Below are 23,249 nucleotides of genomic sequence, written 5' to 3' on the forward strand. Positions count from 1 at the left end.
CTTAAAGCTTACGGATTGATAAATTGCATCGCCTGCAGCATCCGCTTCAACAGGACGGCGCCTTGCGCGCGGGACGCATATTCCCGGGGACCGAACTTCGTTTCGGTCAAACCGTGAATGATGGAGGCTCCGGTCAGCCGCCCCACCGCGGCGTCCGCCCATGGCGCGATGTCCGCTTCGTCGGCGAACGTTCTCGCCATCGCCCCGTTCGCATCCGGCGCATGTCCGGCGTACTCCATCGCCCTGACGATCATGACCGCCATTTGTTCGCGGGTAACGGGAGCCTCCGGCCGGAACGTCCCGTCCTCAAAACCGTCAATGAGCTGATGTTGTTGAGCGGCCCGAACGGCCCCCGCATACCACGCTCCCGGCGCCACGTCCCGGAAAGGCGTCGAACCGTCTGGTTCATCGTCCAGGCCGAGAGCGCGCACGAGCATGGCGGCAAATTCGGCGCGGCTGATGTGATCGTCCGGCACAAATCGGTCTTGCGTTCTTCCTTCGACAAGCAGCTTGTTCGCCATCAGGACGATATCCTTTTGCGCCCAGTGCCCGTTCAAATCCGCAAACGAATGATCCGATCGGATGACCGAATAAACGCCGTTATAAGGCGAACGAATCGTCACCAGGGGTGAGCCCTCGTTCGAGAAGACAGCCGGCGTGAACCGCATCCGCCCGTTTTCGTCGATGCGTACGGCTGTCGCTTGATCCGGATTGGCCGGTTCGGGCAGAGCGGTCGTTAGAGTCGCGTACGTTCGGCCCCAATCAATGCTGCTGCCGTCGTTGGCCTGAAGCGAATACACGACCGGATGAGGGAGCAGCGGCTCTCCCCCCGCTCTCGCGATCGCTCCGTTCACGGCGTCGCTGACGGAACCCGCAGCCACAGCGATCTTGAAGGTAACGGCCGCTTCCCCCGGAACGCCTTGGAGGACGCGGAGCGGAATGCGCAGGCCGTTTCCATTAACGCGCCATTCCAACAGGGCGTCGGGACGAACTTCCAGCGCGTGAAGCAGCGGAGCGGCCGGAAGGTCCATCTGGACTGAATCTCCGATGTCTTGCGCTTCGATCTTAATGCCACCCGGCTCGGTTGCCAATGCTTCGGACAATTGCTCCGCCGTCGGGAAAATCCGGGTTATGCGTTGCCCGTCGGACGCTTCGTACGATGCGTCCACCCACTTGACCACCCCGTTGATTTTGACGATTACCTGGTGGATGGCAGCAGGCTCGTCGCTGCCTGAGGATTCGTTCGTTCCCGAGTTCCCCGTATTTTCGGAGCCATCGGAGCCATCGGAGCCGTCAGAGCCGTCAGAACCGTCAGAGCCGTTGGAGCCATCGGAGCCGTCAGAGCCATCGGAGCCGTCAGAGCCATCGGAGCCGTCAGAGCCGTCAGGAGCCGTGACCGTCACCGTGCGCGTCGCTTCTGCGGCGGCATTGCCGGATGGATCTTCCACACTGTACCGCAGCGTATACTCGCCCGCTTGGCTTGTATCTACCGTTCCGGTCACGACAATGCGATCGGAGATGTCGCCGTAATAGGCATCGGTCGCTTGCGCTCCGGGATCGGCAAACGCTGCGCCAAGCGGCACGCTCATCACGGGATCGCCGAGCAGCGTGAGAACGGGAGGCTGCGTATCTTGCACATAGACCGTGCGCGTCACGGTCGCAGCCGCATTGCCTGCGGCATCGGAAACGTTATAGGTCAGCGTATACGTGCCGAGTGTCGACGTATCCACCGTTCCGGTCACTATAATCGAAGCGGAAAGGTCGCCGTCCTGCGCATCCTGCGCCGTTGCGCCGGGATCGGCAAACGGACTGTTCGCTTCCACCGTCATGGGATTCGGTCCGTTCAAATAAATCGCCGGCGCGTCCCCGTCGTACACGTAAACATCGCGGATGACCGAGGCGGCATTGCCGGATGGATCTTCCACACTGTACCGCAGCGTATACTCGCCCGCTTGGCTTGTATCTACCGTTCCGGTCACGACAATGCGATCGGAGATGTCGCCGTAATAGGCATCGGTCGCTTGCGCTCCGGGATCGGCAAACGCTGCGCCAAGCGGCACGCTCATCACGGGATCGCCGAGCAGCGTGAGAACGGGAGGCTGCGTATCTTGCACATAGACCGTGCGCGTCACGGTCGCAGCCGCATTGCCTGCGGCATCGGAAACGTTATAGGTCAGCGTATACGTGCCGAGTGTCGACGTATCCACCGTTCCGGTCACTATAATCGAAGCGGAAAGGTCGCCGTCCTGCGCATCCTGCGCCGTTGCGCCGGGATCGGCAAACGGACTGTTCGCTTCCACCGTCATGGGATTCGGTCCGTTCAAATAAATCGCCGGCGCGTCCCCGTCGTACACGTTCACATCGCGGATGACCGAGGCGGCATTGCCGGATGGATCTTCCACACTGTACCGCAGCGTATACTCGCCCGCTTGGCTTGTATCTACCGTTCCGGTCACGACAATGCGATCGGAGATGTCGCCGTAATAGGCATCGGTCGCCTGCGCTCCGGGATCGGCAAACGCTGCGCCAACCGGCACGCTCATCGCGGAATCGCCGAGCAGCGTGAGAACGGGAGGCTGCGTATCTTGCACATAGACCGCGCGCGTCACGGTCGCAGCCGCATTGCCTGCGGCATCGGAAACGTTATAGGTCAGCGTATACGTGCCGAGTGTCGACGTATCCACCGTTCCGGTCACTATAATCGAAACGGAAAGGTCGCCGTCCTGCGCATCCTGCGCCGTTGCGCCGGGATCGGTAAAGACGCTGTCTGCTTCCACTGTCATGGGATTCGATCCGTTCAAATAAATCGCCGGCGCGTCCCCGTCATACACGTTCACATCGCGGATGACCGAAGCGGCATTGCCGGCGCGGTCCGTGACCGCATATTGAATCGGGTAATTTCCGAGGCGCGACGTGTCCACGGCGCCCGAAATCGTGATGGACGAAGCCGGAATCGCGCCGTCGATCGCATCGGTCGCAACCGCCCCCGGTTCCGTATACGTCCCGCCTTGCGGGATATTCATCGGATTGCTGCCGTTCAGCGCAAGCTCCGGCGCCGTGTTGTCCAGAACGAACGCGTTCGATACCGCGTCGGCGACATTCCCGGCCCCATCCCGCGCGCGGATATGCAAATACCAGTTGCCGTCTCCGCTTGTCTGCCGCAATGGGTCGCCGCTGGCGAAAGCCGTCCAGCCGTCGGCGGGCGTTTCCACGCTTTGCGTCCAGGCGTATTGCAGCGAGGCTGCGTCGACGCCGCTTTCCGCATCCGTCACAGTCACGGTGCTTTCCGCCGTTCGCGAAGGCGTCGCTTGGCCGTTCGCGGCGAACTGAACGTCGGGAGGCGTACCGTCTCGCAGCACGGTAATCGTGTACGTTCGAGGCGGCTTCAAATACGGTTCAACCCGAACAGGGATGACCGTCGATGCTCCCGAGACGCTTACGGTCGCCGTGCTGCCGCTGGCTTGCGGCTGGTTGTCGACATACAGCTGGGCGTTAGCCGTGTCCGCCAGCGTTGCCTTGATATGCACGCTCGATTCCGACAGGCCGACGAAGGTATAAGCGGTGACCGAAGGGGAAAACGCGGGATCCATATCGCCCTCCTGCACCGTCAGGCCGCTCAGACGGTCATTGCCCGGCACGTCCGTTTGACCGTAATAATCACTATCTCCCGGGCCGGCTCCCCAAGCGACGACGGTGCCGTCCGCCTTCAGTGCCAGCGAAAGAGTCCCTCCCGCCGCGATCGCCACCACCCCGGAGAGTCCGGCAGGCACATCCGATTGACCATAAAAATCATCACCCCAGGCGACAACGGTGCCGTCCGATTTCAGCGCCACCGAATGAAGCCCTCCCGCCGCGATCGCCACCACCCCGGTAAGCTCGGCCGGAACGTACGATTGACCATGAAAATCACCACCCCAGGCGACGACGGTACCGTTCGCTTTCAGCGCCAGCGAATGAAGCCCTCCCGCCGCGATCGCCACCACCCCGGAGAGTCCGGCAGGCACGGTCGTTTGGCCACCAGTATTACTTCCCCAGGCGACGACGGTGCCGTCCGATTTCAGCGCCAGCGAATGAAAACCTCCCGCCGCGATCGCCACCACCCCGGAGAGTCCAGCCGGCACGGTCGTTTGACCATAATAGTTATCTCCCCAAGCGACGACGGTGCCGTTCGATCTCAGCGCCAGCGAATGTTGCGTTCCCCCCGAGACGGCCTTCACGCCGGAGAGCCCGGGCACGTCCGTTTGACCGTAACGGTTATCTCCCCAGGCGACAACGGTGCCGTTCGCTTTCAGTGCCAGCGAATGATACGATCCCGCTGCAATTGCCGTCACCTCGGTAAGCCCGTCCGGCACGGTCAATTGGCCAAGTTCCGGGTCGTCGTCTCCCCAGACATCTCCCGGGCTGCCTCCCCAGGCTTCGACGATGCCGTCCGACTTCAGCGCCAGCGAATGAATCGATCCCGCCGCGACAGCGCCACCCTTGACCGGCTTGGCAAGCCCGTCCGGCACGTTCGTTTGACCCTCATCATTATTTCCCCAGGCGACGACGGTGCCGTCCGACTTCAGCGCCATCGAATGAATCTCTCCCGCCGCGACCGCCACGATCCCAGTAAGTCCGGCCGGCACGGTCGATTGACCAAACGTATTACTTCCCCAGGCGACGACGGTGCCGTCGGCTTTAAGCGCCAGCGAATGATTCAATTTCGCCGCGACCGCCACGCCACCGGAAAGCCCGGCCGGCACGGTCGATTGACCACTACTATTATTTCCCCAGGCGACGACGGTGCCGTCCGATTTCAGCGCCAGCGAATGATTCTCTCCTGCCACGATCCCCGCCACCCCGGTAAGTCCGGCCGGCAAGTTCAATTGACCATAAAGATTATTTCCCCAAGCGACGACGGTGCCGTCCGATTTCAGCGCCAGCGAATGCAACGCTCCCGCCGCGATCGCCACGACCCCGGTAAGTCCGGCCGGCACGTCCGTTTGATGTTGACTATTTTTTCCCCAGGCGACGACGGTGCCGTCCGATTTCAGCGCTAGCACATGAGCGCCTCCCGCTGCGATCGCCACAACCCCGGTAAGTCCGGCCGGCACGTCCGTTACCCCATTATGATTATCACCCCAGGCAACGACGGTGCCGTCCGATTTCAGCGCCAGCGAATAATTCGCTGCCGCTGCGATATCGATCACTTTCCCCGGCCCGGCAAGCTCGGCCGGCACGTCCGTTTGACCAGCGCTATTGCTTCCCCAAACGACGACGGTGCCGTCCGACTTCAGCGCCAGCGAATGATAGGCTCCCGCGGCGATATTCACAATTCCGCTTCCCACTTCCGTCTGCGCCGCATTGGCCTCCCCGGAACCGTAAGGAACCGCCGCAGTCAGCAGCAATACGAAAGACAGAATAAGAGGAATGAGCTTTCGGCTTTTTGGAAAGAACATGATAGACACTCCCACATTCTATGAACTAGTTTACTTATATTATCCAATTTCTCGTCATTCATCGAATTGCGGCCTATAAAGGCGGTTTTAATATGGTGAGTTCCGATCTCTCCGTAAGTTCCCCGCCTTGCCGCTGTGCGGTCCATGCTGCGACCACGGGCCGCCGCGTCATCCCGTTCGACACGTACAATATGTTTACCGCGACGGCCGTTCCGAGGTGGCCCTTTCGGCTGTTTTGGTTTCCGACGTATGGTTAGAAAATTCGAAGTCGTCTTTCCCGCTGGCATGCAAATCGCTGTAAAGCGATCCTCTCAGCCTAATCACAGAGCAAGTCCGTTCCGCCGGAGACGGGGCGTCAGCCCCGCCGTCCGATGGAACCGGCTTACGGTACCGGAATGAACTTCTCCGTGCCGTCCTGTTGCTTCTCGTAGGAATGGTCCATGGATGCTTCCTGGATATAGCCGTACGCCCAGTGGGCTTGCGTGACGTCCGGCCATTGCTGCGGCAATCCGATCAGCGGTCCGCGGCCCAGCAGTCTGTCGATCATCGTGACCGCCTCGGCGCGGGTCAGCGTCGAATTCGGGCGGAACGTGCCGTCCTCATACCCGTATACGATACCTGCCGCATTCGCTTGCTCGATGACGGCTTTCGCCCAGCTTCCGTCGATATCGGCAAATCCCGCGCTTGCGCCCGTTGCACCGGGCAGCAACGGGGAGATCGCGCTCGCCATCTCCGCCCGCGTGATCATCGCGTCCGGCTTGAAGCTGCCGTCGGGATAACCGATCATGAGGCTCATGCCGGAGGCGCGGTCAATGTACTCCTTCGCCCAATGCGCATCCCCGACGTCCGGGAAATCTCCAGGTGCCGCGTCCTCATCCCGGTCGAACACCCTGACCAGCATCGCGGCGACTTCCGCGCGGGTTACGTTTCGGTCCGGAGCGAACGTCCCGTCGGCATAACCGAAAAGAAACGCTTGATGCTCCGGATTCATCCAATGGACGACGGTAAACGTGCCCGTCTTGCCGGCGGAGCCGGGAAAGCGGATCCCCAGCCGATCTTCGCCGTCATAGGGGACGATGCTTCCTCTCGCCAGCTCCTTCGTGCCGTCGTCATACAACGCGAAGACCGCGACTCTCTTCAGCTGTTCGTCGTTGAGCGGCGCACCGGTCAGCGGCAGAATCGCCTCGTATCCGCCGCCGGTCGCGTTCGATCCGATCGTCATCGGACGGCCGACGGTTTCGACCGTGCCGCCTCTCGCGGCTTCGAGTACGAGCGGATCCGTCGTTGCCAGCGATTCGATCGATTCGAGGTCTTTTTCCCTGGCCGGTTCGATGCGAAAACGAAGCCCGTCCGTTCCCCCTTCGAGCGTTGCGTCCGGGATGACGACACGCGCCCGCGTCGCGGAAATCTCCATCCGGATCTTGCTTTCGGACAGCAAATCGACCGAAGCCTTCGGGAACGTCACGACCAGCTCGACGTCCCCGTTATCTTCGTCCGGGATGAGCATCTTCGCGAAATCGGAACCGAGCGCCCTGAGCTTGTCGATCGCTCGGGCCGCCTGCTCTTCCGTCAGTTCGACCGCCGCTTGCCGGCGTCCGGCGTTGGCAGACGAACGGACGATATAGGCATTCGATACGAGGGACCCGCCGTTGCCGTCAACGACTTGAATCGTAGACCGTCCGGAGTCAGAATCGGAGTCCGGCGTTGACGGCGTCGACGAATTCGGGGCGCGCGGCGTCGCGCTCGCCTCGTTCGAGTATTCGCTGACGTCCGCGGCGTTGTGCGCCTTCACGGCGAAATAATAGGTCGTATCGTTGACAAGACCTGTTGCCGTGTAGGCAACCTCTGTCACCGTGGCGAGCGGCATTGGATCGTATGCACCTGATGCGGTGCCGATATACAAGCTGTAATAGACGGCTGACGTGACCGTGTCCCAGGCCAGTGACACTTGACCGTTGCCGGGGGACGCCCTGAGATGGGCAGGAGGACTCAGACTCCACTGGGCATAGACGGTCACATCGCCGCGACGGTCGTCGCGTCGAAGACGGTTCCGCTGCCGTCCGGCAGCGTGTTCCATCCCGCGAACGCATAGCCGGGACGGGTCGGCGGGGCGGGGAGGGCAGCCGCCGGCTCGCCGTCCGTCACGATCAAGGTCGAGGGGGTCGCCTCCGTATCCCCGCCGTTCTTATCGAACGTGACCGTGTGGGAAACCGTTTCAAGCTTTTTGATCTTGTAGTTGCCGTTGTCCGATACATACAGATTCCCGTTAGGGTCCAGATCGATCCCGATAGGGCCTCTCAGTTCCGCCGATGTCGCCGGGCCGCCGTCGCCGGAATCCCCGAAGTCGCCGGTCCCGGCAATGGTCGTGATGATGCCGGTCGAACTGATTTTCCGAACGATGTGATTGCTGTTCTCCGCGACGTACAGCGTTCCGTTGTCGTCTACGGTGAGTCCGATCGGTTGCCACATAACGGCCGAAGTCGCAGGCCCGCCGTCGCCGGAATAGCCGGAAACTCCCGTGCCGGCCACCGTACTGATATTCCCGGATGTATCTATTTTCCGCACCCGATTGTTATTTCGGTCCGCGATGTACAGATTCCCGCTGCCGTCAAAGTCAATGGAATACGGAGTATTTAACTGCGCCGAAGTCGCCGGGCCGCCGTCGCCGGAATAGCCCAGTTGGCCCGTGCTCGAGCCGGCCACCGTGGTGATGATGCCGGACGTATCCACCTTGCGTACGCGCTCGTAGCCGAGTTCCGTTATGTACATATTCCCTTCGCTGTCGAAGGCCACGGACGAAGGTAGTCGCAATGTGGCCGAAGTCGCCGGGCCGCCATCCCCCGAAGGGATGGAAATGTTCGCGGCGACTCCGGGCCTTCCGGCTACCGTCGTAATGATGCCGGACGTATCCACTTTCCGAATCACATGATTATACTGATCCGGAATGTACAGATTTCCGTCGGCGTCTACGGCAATATGGTAAACGATGTTGATTTGGGCCGAAGCTGCCGGCCCTCCGTCTCCGGAGAAGCCCGCTGTGCCGGTTCCGACGATCGTGTCGATCGTATAGTTCTCCGCCGCATAGGCGCGGCTCCCCCAGTCGGCCGGCAGCAGGGGGACCACGTTCAGCAACATGATCGCCAACGCGATAAGGAGCAGCTTGGCTGCTCGTCCCTTCCGTAATTGCACATGGGCTCTTCTCACCATTCTCCTCCGTTCTTGTAACGCGTCACAATAACTGTATGTTCAACAACCATTCCATTACACGGGATCCGACCGAAGGTGAACATGCTACTTTCGGACGTAGAACAACCTAAAATCGCAAAAATAGAGCGCGCCGTGCCATCTGGTCTACACGCACAGAACTTACTGCTTGCCGCGATCCGTCGGATTAGGTCCCGTTCCTTTTCCGCCACAAGGAGCGGACAACATGTGCGGGCGTGCCGATGGAGCGAATATACCAAAACGGTTTTCGTTGTTCCGCGGCAGTAGTATTGTCCATCATTCCGTCCATAGCCTCGGGTTTGTCCATATTGCTCCATTATATGGGGCTTCGCATTCGGTTGACTTCCACGAAGTCCTGGTCCGGGTGTTTGACCATCTTGGCTCCCCCCCAATATAATTTAATGAGTATCTAGTAGATTATTATTATGCGGGACAAGCAAGGCTTCAACGAGCAATAATGGCGAATGTGTCGGTTAACGAACACGTTTGGTCAAGGTGTCGGGTAAAATTTTCCGGGAAAATCGAGGGGGATTCGGATGATCGGGAACACGGCCGATCTGCGGGTGGTCCGCAGCAAACAGGCGATTCGGGATGCGCTGGTGGAATTGATCGAAGAGAAGGGTTTTGAAGCGGTTACAGTCAAAGACATTACGACGCGGGCCAGAATCAACCGCGGCACGTTCTACGCCCATTACCAGGACAAATACGACCTGATGGCCAAATGCGAAGAAGAGATCATGGTCGGGATGTCCAATATAGCGAAGAAGATTTTTCCATCGTTGAAAACGGAACTGCAGCAGTCACCGTCCCGATTGGCGATTTATCCGTTCGTTGCAGCCATCTTCGCTTTCATGAACGGGCACAGCCGATTCATGAAAGCGGCGTTGGGACCAAAGGGAGACATGTCTTTCCAGATCAGGATCAAAGCGTTCATGCAAGAGACGATGCTGGGGAAAAGCCCGGACGTGCTGATCAATGAAGAAAAAAGCCTCGTTCCGGCAAAGTATTTTGCTACGTACGTGGGATCGGCGCACCTCGGCGTGATTCAACAATGGCTGGAGAGCGGCAGGCAAGAGTCGCCCGAGGAAATGGCGCGCATCCTGACAACCATTCTGGTGCACGGTCCGTTGTATGCGGCCGGATTGAAGAAGCTGCCCGAGTCCTGAACGCTCGCTGCCGAATCTTACAATTTGGAGCACATCGATGGCGACGGAAAGTGGGCTCTCTCGAAGATTTCTGAAATATGGCTCATTCATTTACCCCCTGTTGATTAGAAACTCGCCGAACGCGAAAAAGCACACCCTCGCGTCCCCAAGACGCTTCCGGGTGTGCCTCACGACCGGCATTATCGAAAGATACTGCCATTATTGCGGATGGCAGACGGTTCTGTCAATCCTTTTCATTCGGGCAGTTCCACCGACACCTCGCGCCGATGCTCGGCCGAGCGCAGCACGCCGTCGATGACCGCCTGCTGAATCAAAATCTGCTCGCCGGGAATCGGCGCCGGGCGCCCGTCGCGCACCGCTTCCGCGAAATCGCGGACCTTTTCGTCGAACAGGTTGAGCGAATGGCCGATCAGCGGGACGGGCGTGTGCGTTTGGCCGCCGAAATCGTCATGGTAAAGCGTCATGCTGCCGATCGAGCCGTCCCACACGCCGGACCAAGGCCCGGTTCCCGCCGGCGTGACCTTGAGGCCGGCATCCGTGCCGAGGAACATCGTCGCGCCCAGCGTATCCATGTGCATTGCCCAGGAAATTTTGAACTGCAGGACGATGTCGTTTTCGAAGCGGACCATCGCCACGCCGAAATCTTCGACCTCGAAGCGGCTCGCCTCCGGATGATACAGCGGATTGGTGCCGAAATGATTCGACGTGAACGCCGAAACCGTCAGCGGACGCGGATAGCCGAGCGCGTTCAGCGCCAGATCGAGGGAGTAGCAGCCGATGTCCGCCATCGCGCCCGCCCCGGCCAGCTCCTTGCGGATGAAGGTGCCTCCGGGCATGCCGCGGCGGCGGCCGCCGCCCGTTTCGGCGTAATACACTTTGCCCAGCCGGCCGGACTGGACGATTTCCTGCAGCCGCTTCATGTTCGGGTCGTAGCGCGGCTGGAAGCCGATGCTCAGCATGGCGCCCGTTTCGCGTGACGTCTGCGCCATTTCGATCGCTTCCGCAAGGGTGACCGACATCGGCTTTTCGAGCAGCACCTGCTTGCCGGCGCGCAGCGAGTCGACGCTCGTCCGATGATGGGAGACGTTCGGCGTGCAGATGCTGACCGCGTCCAGATCGTAGGCGAGCAGGTCCGTGTGGCTGTCGAACGGAGCCGCGCCCGCCAAATCGTTCGCTTCCGCGAATTCGCGCGCCTTGCCGGGAATGACGTCGGCTACGGCGACGATGTCGACGAAAGGCAGCTTCCGGTAAGCGGAAACGTGAGCGCGGGCGATGCCGCCGGTTCCGATAATGCCGACTTTAATTCTTTTATCCATAATGCGTCTTCCTCCCCGATTGGAGCCCTTTCGGCCGGCCTTGCTTAAGGAACCGCGCGCTTATGCTTGCGGCGGTAGGCCGAGGGCGTCATGCCGAATTTATGCTTAAACACGGGATACAAATAGTTCGGATTGCCGAAGCCGTAGCTCAGTGCGATTTCCTCCACCGGCCGGTCGCTCTGCAGCAGCTCCGCGCTGATGCGCGAAAGGCGGGCATGCTCGACCCAATGGCGAAACGTCGTCCGCCCTTCGCTCCTGAAAATGCGCTGCAGCTGTCTCGGGCTTACGTGAAGCCGATCTGCCACCTCTTCCAGCGTAATCGTCCGGGCGCAGTTGTCGTCGATATATTGCGTGGCGAGCCGGAACCGGTGATCGTTCATATCCCGCTCCGGGATGCCCCCGTTCGCGTCGGACGAGGCGAACACGCGCGACGAACGGAGCAGGATTTGAATGACGATCTGCTTCATCGTCGTGTAAAACCCGGTAGACTGCTCTTCGAACATCCGGTACGCCTCCAAAAAACGGGGCATCGCATCGTACCGGTCCGGCACCGGAACGCTCGGCATCGAACGCAGCAAACGCACGCATTCTTCCGCCTCCCGCGCCTCGAGCTCATCGCCCCAGCCTTCCCGCGTTTCCCCGGTCAGCTCGACGATTTCGCAATGAAGGCACAGCTCGTGCATCGGTTCCTCCTCGTCCGACCGCTGCTCGTGCATGACGTCCGGACCGGTCAGATAGAACATGCCTTCGCGCAGCGGATAGACGGCGTCCCCGATTTTGACCGTGCCTTTCCCTTTCGGAATAAAGTGAAACTCGAATTCGGAATGCTTGTGCATCGGAATCAAATTTCCCGGGGGAAAGGAAGCCAGGTGGCAGCGCAGCACCCGGACGCCGAACCGCCCCCACCGGAATTGCAAGTCCAACCGGTCCATTCCGTAGCGTTTTTCTTCCATCCGCGCGTAGGGGAACGGAACCGTCGCTTTCCGTTCGTGCGCGTTCGGGCGCTCTTCCGCCTGCATGCCGCTTGCCCTCCCCCCGTTTTCGAATTCCGTTCCATTCCGACGATCGCCCGTCAGGCTTCCAGCTCCTCGATCCGGACCTGCCGCCTTTCCTCCCAGGAACGATTCGAAGCCTCCATCAGCTTCGTCAAATCGAGGGCAAGGGCGACGTTTTCTTCGGCTTCCGTGCCGTTTGCGATATGGCCGACCCACTGACTGTAAGCGGAAGGCAGCGTTTCGTTCCGCTCGACCTCGTACCAGCCGTCGCCCTTCCGGCTGCTGCGGACAAGCAGCTTTTCCTCCGGGAAGCCGAACAGAAGAGAACCTTCCGTGCCGTGCAATTCGATGGAAAACGGCGAATGCGGATTGACGAAGCCAGCCTCGACGACGCCGATCGCTCCGTTTTCATACTGGAGCACGCTGACCGCGTTGTCTTCCACCTCGCGGCCCGTTACGAACCCGAAGCTGACGGTTACCGCCTCCGGAAGCCCCAGGAACAGCCTCGTCAAATACATCGGATGGCAGCCGAGATCGATAAGCGCGCCGCCGGCGCATTGCTCCTTCGAATAAAAATGATCCGGGAGCCACCCCGCGATCGCCCCTCCGTGCGAAAGCCGCACCCGGGCGAGCGTCAGCTTGCCCAGCGTTCCTTCGGCCAGCACGCCGCGAATCGCTTGCGTGTAGCTGTCATACAATCGCGGCAGCGAGACGGTCAGCTTGACGCCCGCTTCCCGGACCGCGCGCAATATTTCATTCGCTTCCTTAAGCGTGGGAGCGACGACTTTTTCCGTAAAGATGTGTTTGCCGGCTTTGGCGGCCTTCACCATCACGTCCCGGTGAAGATTCGTCGGAGCGTCGACGACGACCGCGTCGAGATCTCCCCGGGCCAGCAGGTCGTCCAAAGATTCGTAAAACGGAACGCCGTACTTGGCCGCCTTCTCCCGTCCCCGTTCCGGCTGTTCGTCCCAAATCGCGGCGATTTCCGTACCGGGATGCTCGAGCACCTGTTTCGTGTAATCCTCCGCGTGCACATGCCAGTAGCTTAACATGCCAACCCGAATCATCTGCTTCGCTCCTCACTTTGAATATACGACACAAATTGAAGATACCATACTATTTTAACATGCATGAATGCATTTACGCGCCAACCTTACTATAAAAATACGACACCTTCGGGAGATGCGCCAGCGGAATCGTCCAAAAAACGAATTCCGTTCGAAATTGGAAAAATAGGCGGAACCTCCCTGTTGGAAAGAGCTCCGGCTTCCGATATATAGCGTAACTTCATGCCTGCGTTCGCTTACATCATTCGAGGAGAGTGGGTCCCCCGCATGTTCAGTCTCTCGCTTCGCGCGAAATTGCTCTTGATTATCGTGTTGCCGATTCTGTTTTTTGCTTTGTCCGTTATTTTTCTGATCAACATGAACTCGTCCAACATCGAAAAATTAAAGACGACTCTATATGAAACTTCATATCAAGTGACTTCCCACGTTTTGAACGCGGACCGGGATATGTACCAGGCGCTCGACGCCTACAACCGTTTGCAAGCGGAGGCGCTTTCGGAAGAGGAACGGAGCGCGATTTATGCCGAGTTCCAGGAAAACGTTCAGCAGGCCGTCGAACGAATCCAGAGCGCCGGCGGCATTTTGAACGCGGAACATACGGACAATTTGACGCACGCGGAATCCGGGACGCCCGTTTCGCAATACATCCAGGGATACCAGAACGATTTCGACAAATGGGTGCAGCTGGCGGAGAGCCGGATTCAAGCCGGACAATCGACGTCCGAGCAAACGAAAGCGCTGTTGGACCAGTTCAACGCGAGCCGAGATGAAATCGATTTGATCGGTCAAATCGTCAGCCAGTACGCGGAACGCGAAATCGAAGCCATTCTGGCAGAAAGAACGCAAACGAACTGGGCGCTGGGAATCGTTTTCGTTATCGAATGGATCGCGCTGATCGCGTTCGGTTCTTTCATGATCCGGAGAATCAGCTCGACCGCCTGCAAAGTGCTGGAGAAGACGACGCGGATTTCGGAGGGCGATTTGAAACATACGCCGGAATCGAAATATTCGAAGGACGAGCTGGGACAAATCGTTCACGCCGTCGATCTGATGACGATGAAAATCCGGGGATTGGTCGAGGAGATCGCGTCGTCTTCCAAAGCGGTGGCGGGCTCGGCGCAGGAACTGTCGATCGGGGCAAAAGAATCCGCCGCGGCGACGAACCATGTAGCGGAAAATATTCAGGACGTCACGTTCCAGATCGAGCAGCAGACGGCGATCGTGGAGCAATCGAGCACCGCGATGGACGAGATGGCAATCGGAGTCGGCAAAATCGCGGACAACACGACGGCGATATCGGAACAATCGTCCATTGCCTCCGGGCAGATCGACCATGGAAGCGACCGGGTTCAGTCGCTCAAAGAGCAGCTCGGCAATATAGGGGAAGCGGTCGGCATGCTGTCCGAGATCGTAAAATCGCTGACGGACAAATCGGAAAAAATCGGCGCCATTACCGAAAACATTACGGCGTTCGCCAACCAGACGAACATTTTGTCCTTCAATGCCTCGATCGAGGCCGTGCGGGCCGGGGAACACGGGAAGGGCTTCGCCGTCGTCGCCCAAGAGATCCGAAAGCTTGCCGAAAGCTCGCTCGAATCGGCCGACGTCATCAATCAGCTCGTCGCGGAAACGCGCAGCGAGATCGGAAACGTTTCGGAAAATATGCAATCGACGCTCGCCCAATCGCAGCAAGGCATGCGGCTCATGGAGGAGGTCGACCTCGCGTTCGCCGCGATTTTGCGGTCGGTGAAACAGGTCGTTTCCCAAATTCACGAAACTTCGGCCGTCACCGAGCAAATGTCCGCCAGCTCCGAGGAAATATCGGCCAGCATGGAGCAGGCCGCCAGCACGGCCCGCGAAGTATCGGGCAAAGCGCAAACGGTCGCGGCTTCGACGGAAGAGCAGCTTGCCCTGGCCGAGAATATCGCGACCGCTTCGGATCGCCTGCAGGAAATCGTCGCCCGGCTCAATCGTTCGGTCGGCTCGTTCAAATGGTAATTCCGAAACGCGAGAAAGGCTCCCTTGCGGGAGCCTTTCGGTTTGAAGCCGAGTCTTACATCATGTCCATGCCGCCCATGCCGCCCGGCATTGCCGGAGCTGCTTTTTCCTTCTCCGGTTTGTCGGCGATAACGGCTTCGGTCGTCAGGAACATCGAAGCGACGGAAGCGGCGTTTTGCAGCGCGGTGCGGGTCACTTTAACCGGATCGATGATGCCGGCGTCGAACATGTCTACCCATTCGCCGGAAGCCGCGTTGTAGCCTACGCCTACTTTTTCTTTCTTCAGGCGCTCGACGATGACGGAGCCTTCTTGGCCGGCGTTTGCCGCGATCGTGCGGATCGGCTCTTCGAGCGAGCGAAGAACGATGTTGACGCCGGTCTTTTCGTCGCCTTCCGTTTGGATGGAGGCAACGGCGTTGTATACGTTCACGAGCGCGGTGCCGCCGCCGGAAACGATGCCTTCTTCAACCGCGGCGCGGGTTGCGTTCAGGGCGTCTTCGATGCGCAGCTTGCGTTCTTTCAGTTCGGTTTCGGTTGCGGCGCCGACTTTGATCACCGCTACGCCGCCAGCCAGCTTGGCCAGGCGCTCTTGCAGCTTTTCGCGGTCGAAATCGGAAGTCGTTTCTTCGATTTGCGCCTTGATTTGGTTAACGCGCGCTTTGATGTCCTCGGAATCGCCGGCGCCGTCCACGATGATCGTGTTTTCCTTGTTGACGCGCACTTGGCGAGCCGTACCGAGTTGTTGCAGCGTCGTCGATTTCAGCTCGAGACCCAGCTCTTCGGTAATGACTTGGCCGCCCGTCAGCGCCGCGATGTCTTGCAACATGGCCTTGCGGCGGTCGCCGAAGCCCGGAGCTTTAACGGCTACGCAAGTGAACGTGCCGCGCAGACGGTTGACGACCAGCGTCGCTTGCGCTTCGCCTTCGACGTCCTCGGCGATGATGAGCAGCTGCTTGCCGGATTGAACGACTTTTTCCAGCACCGGCAAAATTTCTTGGATGTTGGAAATTTTCTTGTCGGTGATGAGGATGTACGGATTGTCGAGCACGGCTTCCATTTTGTCCGTATCGGTAATCATGTACGGAGAAACGTAACCGCGGTCGAATTGCATCCCTTCGACGACTTCCAGTTCCGTTTGGAAGCCTTTGGATTCTTCGACGGTGATGACGCCGTCTTTGCCGACTTTGTCCATCGCGTCCGCGATCAGTTGGCCGACTTCGTCGTCAGCGGCGGAAATCGCAGCGACTTGTGCGATGTCGGTGCTGCTGCCGACTTGCTTGGAGATCTTTTTCAGCTCTTCGACGGCGGCGCGAACCGCTTTGTCGATGCCTTTGCGAACGACCATCGGGTTTGCGCCGGCGGTAACGTTTTTCAGGCCTTCGCGGATCATCGCTTGGGCAAGAACGGTAGCCGTCGTCGTGCCGTCGCCGGCAACGTCGTTCGTTTTCGTGGCGACTTCTTTAACCAGTTGGGCGCCCATGTTTTCGAACGCGTCTTCCAGCTCGATTTCCTTCGCGATCGTCACGCCGTCGTTCGTGATCAGCGGAGAGCCGAATTTTTTCTCCAGTACGACGTTGCGTCCTTTCGGGCCGAGCGTTACTTTTACGGCGTTAGCCAGCGCGTCTACGCCGCGCAGCATGGAGCGGCGAGCGTCTTCGCTAAATTTGATCTCTTTAGCCATTCTTTAATACCCTCCTCGAGTTTTACGTATCCTTCGTTCCCTTGCTTATGTCGATATATCTCGCGTTCGCCGTCCGAATCAGCCGACGATGGCGTGGATGTCGCTTTCTTTCATAATCAAATACTCTTTGCCTTCATACTTAATCTCGGTGCCCGCGTATTTGGAGAACAGCACCCGGTCGCCGACCTTGACTTCAAGCGCGATACGCTCGCCGTCTTTCGTCAGAGAGCCGCTTCCGATTGCGATGATCGTTCCCTCTTGCGGCTTCTCCTTGGCCGTGTCCGGCAGCACGATGCCGCTTGCGGTTTTTTCTTCCTTGGCACTCGCCTCGACAAGTACGCGATCGCCCAAAGGTTTGATCATGAAAATAGCCTCCTTCTTAAAACGTAGCATAGTTTTGTTTGTTGTTAGCACTCAATTGTCTATAGTGCTAACAGCCAATTATTATGATACTGATTTTACCCCTGCTTTTCAAGTCCTTTTGCGTTAAAAATAGCGAATCCCTTTGTGTCGAAGGCGACAAAAAAAACGAAGCCGTTCCGGTTGCCGGAACGGCGCGAAAGCATGCCATACAGGATTTCCGACTGCGGCCAAGATCATTCCCGCGCGCTCCATTCGGGCTCGCGCGAATAGAAAAAGCGTCCTTTCAAGCGCGGTAATTGGCGGTCATCCCTTTGAGCCGGGAAGCCATGGAGCTCAGCTTGTGGGCCGTCCGGGCCATCTCCTCCGTCGAGGAAAGCTGCTGCTCCGTCATCGCCGACATCTGCTGCGAGAACGAGGCCGTTTCCTCCGTAATTTGCGCGATGTCCCGAATCGATTGCAGCACGGTCTGGCCTCCCGCCGTCATCTGTTCGACCGCCGCGGCCGCTTCCGTAATGTTTCCGCTGAATTCGCCCACTTCCGCGACGATTTCGCGGAACGCTTCCTCGGCGGTGCGCATGCCCGAAACGGCGCCGTACACTTGCTCCGCGCTTTGTTCGAACATGGCGGCGACGGCGCCGATGTCGCCCGACATCGTCTCCAGCGTATTGCCGATTTGCACGGCGGATTGCTGCGTCTGGTCCGCCAGCTTGCGGATTTCCTGGGCGACGACCGCGAAGCCGCGCCCGTGCTCGCCCGCCCTCGCCGCTTCGATGGCCGCGTTCAGGGCGAGCAGATGGGTTTGATTCGACACTTCCGAAATATAACCGATGACTTCCAGCACTTGCGAGGATTTGTGATTCAAGCCTCTCACCGTTTCCTGCAAGGAGCGAAAAGCCGATTCGACCTGCACGACGTCGGTCGCCGCTTTGCGCAGCAGCTCGGAGCCGCCTTCGGCGCGCGTTCGGGTCGACAAGGCCGACTCCGATACGCCGGTCGTCGTCCCGGCCACCTGGCTCAAGCCGTTCATCGTTTCCTGCATGACCGAGGAAATATGCTGCGATTGGTTCACCTGCGTTTCGGAACCGGCGGCGACGCGTTCGACGGCCCGGGTAACCTCCGTGCTCACCTTCGCGTTTTCGTCCGCCCCCTGCTGCAGCAGGATCGCCGCGGCCGCAAGCTCCGCCGTACTGTCCCGCAGCTCGCGCATCATGTTTTGCAAGCCGTCCAGCATATCGTTAGCCGCCCGAGCCAAATCCCCCACTTCATCCTGCGAACGAAAATCGATTCGCCGGGTCAAATCGCCGCCGGATCCGGCGATATCCTTCAAGGTCGAGGTCACGCGCCCGATCGGCTCGATGACGGTTCGGTTCAAATAGGCGATCCCGTAGCCCAAGGCGATGAAAAAGACGATTTCGATCGCAATCACCCCGACGATCAGAAGCTTATGCTCGGCCCAATCCATGCCGATCAGCATCAGGACAAGCGCGAACGCTTGCAACAATGCCGCTCCCCCGCCGCCGAACAGTCCGAGCTTTTTCCCCAATGTGTTCCCCGCATTCCCCATAGACATGGCTCCTTCCTCATAGGCAACTTGTCGAAATAAGGATGGGTTCGGGTCTTTTCGCTTATGTAATCGCTTCCATTCCTTATAGTTCAAGTTTACCATATGCGCCCGGATAAAAACATCGGGGCAGCGCAAATTTTTGTCGCTTTTCGCCCTTGCTTTTTTCGATTCGGCTGTTCCGCCGCTCCGACCAGCTCGCCTTCGTTCGGTTCGCCCAGCTCGCTCGCCTTCAGCGTCTGCGGCTCCGGAGCCGCGCAATTGTCGCCGGAAAGCGCCGTAACCGTGAACGGTTGTTCGAGGAATGTCATTGCAGCATCGTTTAGAACCTACAAAAAAGGAGCCGCTCTCTCAGCGACGCCGAGAGCGGCTCCCAACCGAAATAAAATTTCCCCGTGCGGCCGTCCTTCGCAATCACGATCCGCTTCCGGCCGCGCCGCTCGGCGCCTCGTTCTCCCACTCCCGCTCCCATTCCCGCTGCTTGGCCAGCCGCTTCCGGTAAGCCGCGGCGGACAGCATAATGCTCAGTTCGTAAAGCACGATGAGCGGCACGGCGACGAGAAGGTCGGAAATGACGTCCGGAGGCGTAATCACCGTTCCGATCAGCACCATGAGAAACCACGCGAAGCGGCGAAACTTCTTGAGAAAGCCCGGATTCAGAATGCCCAACTGGGTCAGAAACAGGATCACGAGCGGAAGCTCGAACAAAACGGCGAGAGGCAGCACAATATTGAACAAAAAAGAGAAATACTGCGCGGCTCCGTACGTTTGCTTAAGTCCGAGCGTCTCGGTCATATTTTCCGTGAACGAATAAGCCATCGGAAACACGACGTAATAACCGAACGCAATGCCGGCTACTAGCATAACAAGAGCTGCCGGCACGTACCGGAGCGTCGCTTTTTGCTCCTTTTCATGGAGGCCGGGACGGACGAACAGCCAAAGCTGAAGCATGGTAAAGGGGATCACGACGACAAAGGAGACGACGAAGGCGAATTTCATATACAGACCGATCGCATCCCAAGGCGAAAAGGTGTTCAGCTCGATGTTGTCCGCCGGCGCCGCGGCGACGAGATACTCGAACAGCGGCTTTGCGCAAAACAGGCCGCCGGCCAAACCGAGCACGAGAACGATCAGAATGTAGATGATGCGTTTCCGGAGCTCTCCGATGTGCTCCAGCAGGGGCATCCAGCCTTCGGGAGGAGCCGCCTCCCCCGGTCCTCCGGCGCGGTCGTTCCGATTGGCCATGTTACTCCGGCAAACGCCTTTCGGCCTTCGGCTGTTCCGCCTTCGCCTGTTCCGCTTCGGACGGGCTTACCTCGATCCTGCGCCCCTGGCCTTGGCGGTCTTGACCGTCGTCCATCAAATCGTTGGCGCCTCTTTTGAATTCTTTCAGCGTGCGGCCGAAAGCCCGGCCCAGCTCCGGAAGCTTGTTGGGGCCGAACAGCAGAAGCGCGACCACCACGAGCAAAATAATTCCTGTAGCGCCGATGCCTGACATCGATACGCCTCCTTCGCGAAGTAAAAATTTCCGTTATCGTTTCCGCTAACACGGGAAGCCGCCAAGCGTCCATGCCGTTAGCCGCGATGCAGCCCGCCGTATCCCATTCCGACGATATCTTCCTTGCCGATCGTATCTCCCGCGAGCACGCGGGCAGCAAGACGTCAAACGAAGTATAAGGGTCGTGCATGACGCACCCCGGCAAGCCGAAGATCGGCACGCCCTGCAAGTAGCCGAACAGAAGCATCGAGCCCGGAAGCATCGGCGTTCCGTAGCTGACGATATTCGCGCCCGCATCGGCGATCGCCCCCGGCGTGCGGTCGTCGGGATCGACGGACATCCCGCCGGTCACGAGTATCATATCATAGCCTTGGCGATGGAAGTAGAGAATTTCGTTGACAATTGTTTGTCGGTCGTCCGGCGCGAACCGCTGTTCGGCGACCTCGGAGCCGAGCGCCTCCAGCTTGGAGGCGACGGCGGGACCGAATTTGTCGGCGATCCGGCCGGAAAACACTTCGCTTCCCGTCGTCAGCAGCCCGGCTTTAAGCTTGCGCAGCGGGCGCACGCGAACCGGCGATTCGCCGTCGTGAAGCTCGCGGTACCGCTCGGCAATCCGCTCGACTTCGGTGACCTTCGCTTCGGGAACGATGAGCGGTATCGCCCGGGTAGCGGCCACCGCCTCGCCTTCGCGCACGACCGAATGGGTCGTCACCGTCGCAAGGGCGATGTCGCCCAGCGCGTTGATCCCGTCGACGACCTCTTTGGATATCGAGGCGAGACCCGTAATCGCCGATTTGAGCGTCACCTTGCCTTCGTGCGGCTCCCCGAACCGGGTCTCGCTTCCGCTTAACGCCTGCGCCATGCGGAGCGCCGCGTCGTCCTCATGCAAATCGCCCGGTCCGACTTCCATTACGTACAGGTGCTCCTTGCCGATATCCTTCAGCTTCGGGATATCTTCCGTCGTCACTTTGTGCCCTTTGCGGAACAGGCGGCCCTTGAACCGGCCCGGGACGATTTGCGTCAAATCGTGAGCGAGCAGCATCCCGACCGCGTCCTCGACCTTCACTTCGCGAAGCAGCGACGCGTTGCCCGCTCGGCGAATCGAATCGTCAGGCTTATTCGGCGGGTTCGTCATTCCTCCAGCTCCCTTCTCAGCCCTTTGACCTGAAGCAGGGCGAACGGGAGCTGATCGATAATGCCCATGAACAGCTTATGAAGGGCTTTCGGCTCGCCGGGCAGATTGACGATCAGCGTTTGCCCGCGGATGGCGCACACTCCGCGAAACAGCATCGCCCGGCGGGACCAGCTCATGGCCGAAGCCCGCATCGCTTCGGCCATGCCGGGAACGACGCGCTCCGTCACCATCATCGTCGCCTCGGGCGTGACATCGCGAAGGCCGAGTCCCACTCCTCCCATCGTAAAGATCAGGTCGGCCTGATAATAATCCGCCATTTCGATAAGGGCGGCGCGGATCTCGTCGTGCTCATCGGGCACGATCCGGTAATCGACGATTTCCCCGCCGAGTTCTTCTTCGACCAGCTCGCGGATCACCTGCGCGCTCGTGTCTTCTCTTTCTCCGCGCGAGCCCTTGTCGCTGGCCGTCAGCAAAGCCACTTTCCAACGCATGTCCATTCCCCTCCGCTCCCCACTCCGCCTTCTTGCCCAACTGTCAGGAACCTTGGTCTTCCTTGTCCGCCGCGGCGTAGTCGCCGTTTTTCCCGCCGGTTTTGGAAACGAGCCGCGTCGGGCCGATGACCATGTCTTTTTGCAGCGCTTTGCACATATCGTAAACGGTAAGCGCGACTGCGGAAACGGCGGTGAGCGCCTCCATTTCCACGCCGGTCTTGCCCGTTGTTTTGACCTCGGCCGCTATGTAGAGCGTGTCGGTCCCGTTATCCGCGAACGTTACGTTAACGCCGGTCAGCGGCAGCGGGTGGCACATCGGAATCCAGTCGGATGTCCGCTTGGCCGCCTGAATGCCGGCCACCTGGGCGACCGCGAGCACGTCTCCTTTGGCGACGGATCCTTCGCGAATCCGCTTCAGCGTTTCCGGGGCCATCGTCACCCGGGTTTCCGCCCGCGCCGTCCGCGCGGTGACGGGCTTGTCGGACACGTCGACCATCACGGCCCTGCCCTGTTCGTTGAAATGGGTGAGCCGATCCTCCGCGTCGTTCATCCGGTCTCCCTCCTTCCAAACCAGATCAGTCCGTTCTCGGTCGCCAGACCGTCCATCTCCAGATCGTGGCGTTCCTTCGGCAATGGATCGTCCGCCACCTGCAGTTCGAATGCGAAGCCGATCCAGAGCGAAGCCTGTCCGGCGGACGTTCTTGCGGCATACAAGCGATCGTAGTACCCGCCGCCATAGCCGAGCCGGCCGCCTTGCCGGTCGAACGCGAGGCCCGGAACGAGCACCGCGTCGACCGGCTCGCCGGGGTCGAGCGCCGGACACCGTTGCGGATCCGGCTCGGGCACGCCCCACCGCCCGGTCTTCCAGTCCGCCCGCGAGGCGACGGCCCGCAGCTCGAGCCCGCCTCCGTCATCCCGGACGCGCGTCGCCGCGATCCGGTGGCCGCGTTCGGCGCACCAGGCGGCGATTCCTTCCGGGTCCGCTTCGGAACGAAACGCTCCGTACGCGCAGACGGTAAGCGGTCTCGCCAGCTTCGCTGCCAGCGGCTCAAGCGCTTCCCGTAAGACCGCCTCGCACAATTGCCGCGACCTGCGCGCGCGTTCCTCCGGCGGGAGAGCGTCCCTTGCCGCCCGGAAACGCTCCCGCCATTGCCGTTTGTCGATCGTCATCTGCGCAAGCCTCATCTCCTGCCGGCCAACCGATTTGCTTTTTCGTTTAAAGTTAGCTCCAGTTTATCATTTTTCTTGATTTTCGCCAAACAACGCGCGCGGCATCGGACTTTACTTTCAATAAAATAGATTTCGCGGCGATCGC

General features: G+C 59.6%; 17 protein-coding genes and 1 pseudogene. 2 read left to right on the forward strand and 16 right to left on the reverse strand.

What is annotated here, in order from left to right; translation table 11 throughout:
- Positions 1-8: 8 nt before the first annotated feature.
- From JW799_RS02485 to JW799_RS29500, 3 genes are all read right to left on the reverse strand, one after another.
- A complete protein-coding gene (locus JW799_RS02485) occupies positions 9-5,438 on the reverse strand; it encodes an immunoglobulin-like domain-containing protein (RefSeq protein WP_205428572.1) in 5,430 nt (1,809 codons plus the stop codon).
- A gap of 382 nt (positions 5,439-5,820) precedes the next feature.
- Positions 5,821-7,386 carry an S-layer homology domain-containing protein gene (locus JW799_RS02490; RefSeq protein ID WP_205428573.1) on the reverse strand — a complete coding sequence of 522 codons (1,566 nt, stop codon included), beginning with the start codon at positions 7,384-7,386 and terminating at the stop codon, positions 5,821-5,823.
- Positions 7,387-7,451: 65 nt separating this feature from the next.
- Entirely contained in the window at positions 7,452-8,627 is a 1,176-nt protein-coding gene (locus tag JW799_RS29500; RefSeq protein WP_205428574.1) for an NHL domain-containing protein, read from the reverse strand.
- Between the two features lie 572 nt (positions 8,628-9,199).
- On the opposite strand from JW799_RS29500, the gene JW799_RS02500 reads away from it, so the two are divergent.
- Positions 9,200-9,829 (forward strand): TetR/AcrR family transcriptional regulator, encoded by a 630-nt coding sequence (locus JW799_RS02500; protein WP_080836161.1) that lies wholly within the window; start codon positions 9,200-9,202, stop codon positions 9,827-9,829.
- 233 nt (positions 9,830-10,062) lie between these two features.
- On the opposite strand, the gene JW799_RS02505 is transcribed toward JW799_RS02500, so the two are convergent.
- The 3 genes from JW799_RS02505 to JW799_RS02515 are packed head-to-tail and all read right to left on the reverse strand — an operon-like array spanning position 10,063 to position 13,207.
- A complete protein-coding gene (locus tag JW799_RS02505; protein WP_205428575.1) occupies positions 10,063-11,145 on the reverse strand; it encodes a Gfo/Idh/MocA family protein in 1,083 nt (360 codons plus the stop codon).
- A gap of 44 nt (positions 11,146-11,189) precedes the next feature.
- Positions 11,190-12,164 carry an AraC family transcriptional regulator gene (locus JW799_RS02510; RefSeq protein WP_080836158.1) on the reverse strand — a complete coding sequence of 325 codons (975 nt, stop codon included), beginning with the start codon at positions 12,162-12,164 and terminating at the stop codon, positions 11,190-11,192.
- 53 nt (positions 12,165-12,217) lie between these two features.
- Complete coding sequence (locus JW799_RS02515; RefSeq protein WP_205428576.1) at positions 12,218-13,207, reverse strand: Gfo/Idh/MocA family protein; 990 nt, start codon at positions 13,205-13,207, stop codon at positions 12,218-12,220.
- 267 nt (positions 13,208-13,474) lie between these two features.
- Between JW799_RS02515 and JW799_RS02520 the strand changes: the two genes are divergently transcribed.
- Positions 13,475-15,205, forward strand: coding sequence for a methyl-accepting chemotaxis protein (locus tag JW799_RS02520; protein WP_205428578.1), 1,731 nt, complete (start codon positions 13,475-13,477; stop codon positions 15,203-15,205).
- A 55-nt stretch (positions 15,206-15,260) separates the two neighbouring features.
- On the opposite strand, the gene groL is transcribed toward JW799_RS02520, so the two are convergent.
- The 10 genes and pseudogenes from groL to JW799_RS02570 form a co-directional block, all read right to left on the reverse strand.
- On the reverse strand, positions 15,261-16,886 hold the full coding sequence (gene groL, locus JW799_RS02525) for a chaperonin GroEL (RefSeq protein ID WP_080836153.1): 1,626 nt from the start codon (positions 16,884-16,886) through the stop codon (positions 15,261-15,263).
- 78 nt (positions 16,887-16,964) lie between these two features.
- A complete protein-coding gene (gene groES / locus JW799_RS02530) occupies positions 16,965-17,249 on the reverse strand; it encodes a co-chaperone GroES (protein ID WP_080836151.1) in 285 nt (94 codons plus the stop codon).
- A 283-nt stretch (positions 17,250-17,532) separates the two neighbouring features.
- Positions 17,533-18,819 (reverse strand): methyl-accepting chemotaxis protein, encoded by a 1,287-nt coding sequence (locus JW799_RS02535; protein WP_205428580.1) that lies wholly within the window; start codon positions 18,817-18,819, stop codon positions 17,533-17,535.
- 89 nt (positions 18,820-18,908) lie between these two features.
- The gene (locus JW799_RS02540) at positions 18,909-19,121 is read right to left on the reverse strand and encodes a hypothetical protein (protein ID WP_080836147.1); all 213 of its coding nucleotides are present in this window, start codon (positions 19,119-19,121) and stop codon (positions 18,909-18,911) included.
- A gap of 103 nt (positions 19,122-19,224) precedes the next feature.
- Complete coding sequence (gene tatC, locus JW799_RS02545) at positions 19,225-19,995, reverse strand: twin-arginine translocase subunit TatC (RefSeq protein WP_240353482.1); 771 nt, start codon at positions 19,993-19,995, stop codon at positions 19,225-19,227.
- Positions 19,996-20,056: 61 nt separating this feature from the next.
- Positions 20,057-20,308, reverse strand: a complete 252-nt coding sequence (locus JW799_RS02550; RefSeq protein WP_205428582.1) for a twin-arginine translocase TatA/TatE family subunit — start codon at positions 20,306-20,308, stop codon at positions 20,057-20,059.
- A 77-nt stretch (positions 20,309-20,385) separates the two neighbouring features.
- A pseudogene (locus JW799_RS02555) lies at positions 20,386-21,350 on the reverse strand (molybdopterin-binding protein).
- A gap of 89 nt (positions 21,351-21,439) precedes the next feature.
- Positions 21,440-21,934: a MogA/MoaB family molybdenum cofactor biosynthesis protein gene (locus JW799_RS02560; protein WP_080836139.1), complete on the reverse strand. Its 495-nt coding sequence runs from the start codon at positions 21,932-21,934 to the stop codon at positions 21,440-21,442.
- A 43-nt stretch (positions 21,935-21,977) separates the two neighbouring features.
- Positions 21,978-22,484: a cyclic pyranopterin monophosphate synthase MoaC gene (gene moaC / locus JW799_RS02565; RefSeq protein WP_080836137.1), complete on the reverse strand. Its 507-nt coding sequence runs from the start codon at positions 22,482-22,484 to the stop codon at positions 21,978-21,980.
- Positions 22,481-23,104, reverse strand: a complete 624-nt coding sequence (locus tag JW799_RS02570) for a 5-formyltetrahydrofolate cyclo-ligase (RefSeq protein ID WP_205428584.1) — start codon at positions 23,102-23,104, stop codon at positions 22,481-22,483. Before JW799_RS02570 ends, moaC begins: the two co-directional genes overlap by 4 nt.
- Positions 23,105-23,249 lie beyond the last annotated feature (145 nt).

The organism is Cohnella algarum, from assembly GCF_016937515.1.
GTDB lineage: Bacteria > Bacillota > Bacilli > Paenibacillales > Paenibacillaceae > Cohnella > Cohnella algarum.

What these genes read in the sequence shown, in the direction of transcription:
- tatC (WP_240353482.1), bottom strand. Translation starts at nt 19,995, where the DNA reads ATGCCCCTGCTGGAGCACATCGGAGAGCTCCGGAAACGCATCATCTAC.
- JW799_RS02570 (WP_205428584.1), bottom strand. Translation starts at nt 23,104, where the DNA reads ATGACGATCGACAAACGGCAATGGCGGGAGCGTTTCCGGGCGGCAAGG.
- JW799_RS02560 (WP_080836139.1), bottom strand. Translation starts at nt 21,934, where the DNA reads ATGCGTTGGAAAGTGGCTTTGCTGACGGCCAGCGACAAGGGCTCGCGC.
- JW799_RS02510 (WP_080836158.1), bottom strand. Translation starts at nt 12,164, where the DNA reads ATGCAGGCGGAAGAGCGCCCGAACGCGCACGAACGGAAAGCGACGGTT.
- JW799_RS02535 (WP_205428580.1), bottom strand. Translation starts at nt 18,819, where the DNA reads ATGTCTATGGGGAATGCGGGGAACACATTGGGGAAAAAGCTCGGACTG.
- moaC (WP_080836137.1), bottom strand. Translation starts at nt 22,484, where the DNA reads ATGAACGACGCGGAGGATCGGCTCACCCATTTCAACGAACAGGGCAGG.
- JW799_RS02515 (WP_205428576.1), bottom strand. Translation starts at nt 13,207, where the DNA reads ATGATTCGGGTTGGCATGTTAAGCTACTGGCATGTGCACGCGGAGGAT.
- JW799_RS02540 (WP_080836147.1), bottom strand. Translation starts at nt 19,121, where the DNA reads ATGACATTCCTCGAACAACCGTTCACGGTTACGGCGCTTTCCGGCGAC.
- JW799_RS02500 (WP_080836161.1), top strand. Translation starts at nt 9,200, where the DNA reads ATGATCGGGAACACGGCCGATCTGCGGGTGGTCCGCAGCAAACAGGCG.
- groES (WP_080836151.1), bottom strand. Translation starts at nt 17,249, where the DNA reads ATGATCAAACCTTTGGGCGATCGCGTACTTGTCGAGGCGAGTGCCAAG.
- groL (WP_080836153.1), bottom strand. Translation starts at nt 16,886, where the DNA reads ATGGCTAAAGAGATCAAATTTAGCGAAGACGCTCGCCGCTCCATGCTG.
- JW799_RS02520 (WP_205428578.1), top strand. Translation starts at nt 13,475, where the DNA reads ATGTTCAGTCTCTCGCTTCGCGCGAAATTGCTCTTGATTATCGTGTTG.
- JW799_RS02505 (WP_205428575.1), bottom strand. Translation starts at nt 11,145, where the DNA reads ATGGATAAAAGAATTAAAGTCGGCATTATCGGAACCGGCGGCATCGCC.
- JW799_RS02485 (WP_205428572.1), bottom strand. Translation starts at nt 5,438, where the DNA reads ATGTTCTTTCCAAAAAGCCGAAAGCTCATTCCTCTTATTCTGTCTTTC.
- JW799_RS02550 (WP_205428582.1), bottom strand. Translation starts at nt 20,308, where the DNA reads ATGTCAGGCATCGGCGCTACAGGAATTATTTTGCTCGTGGTGGTCGCG.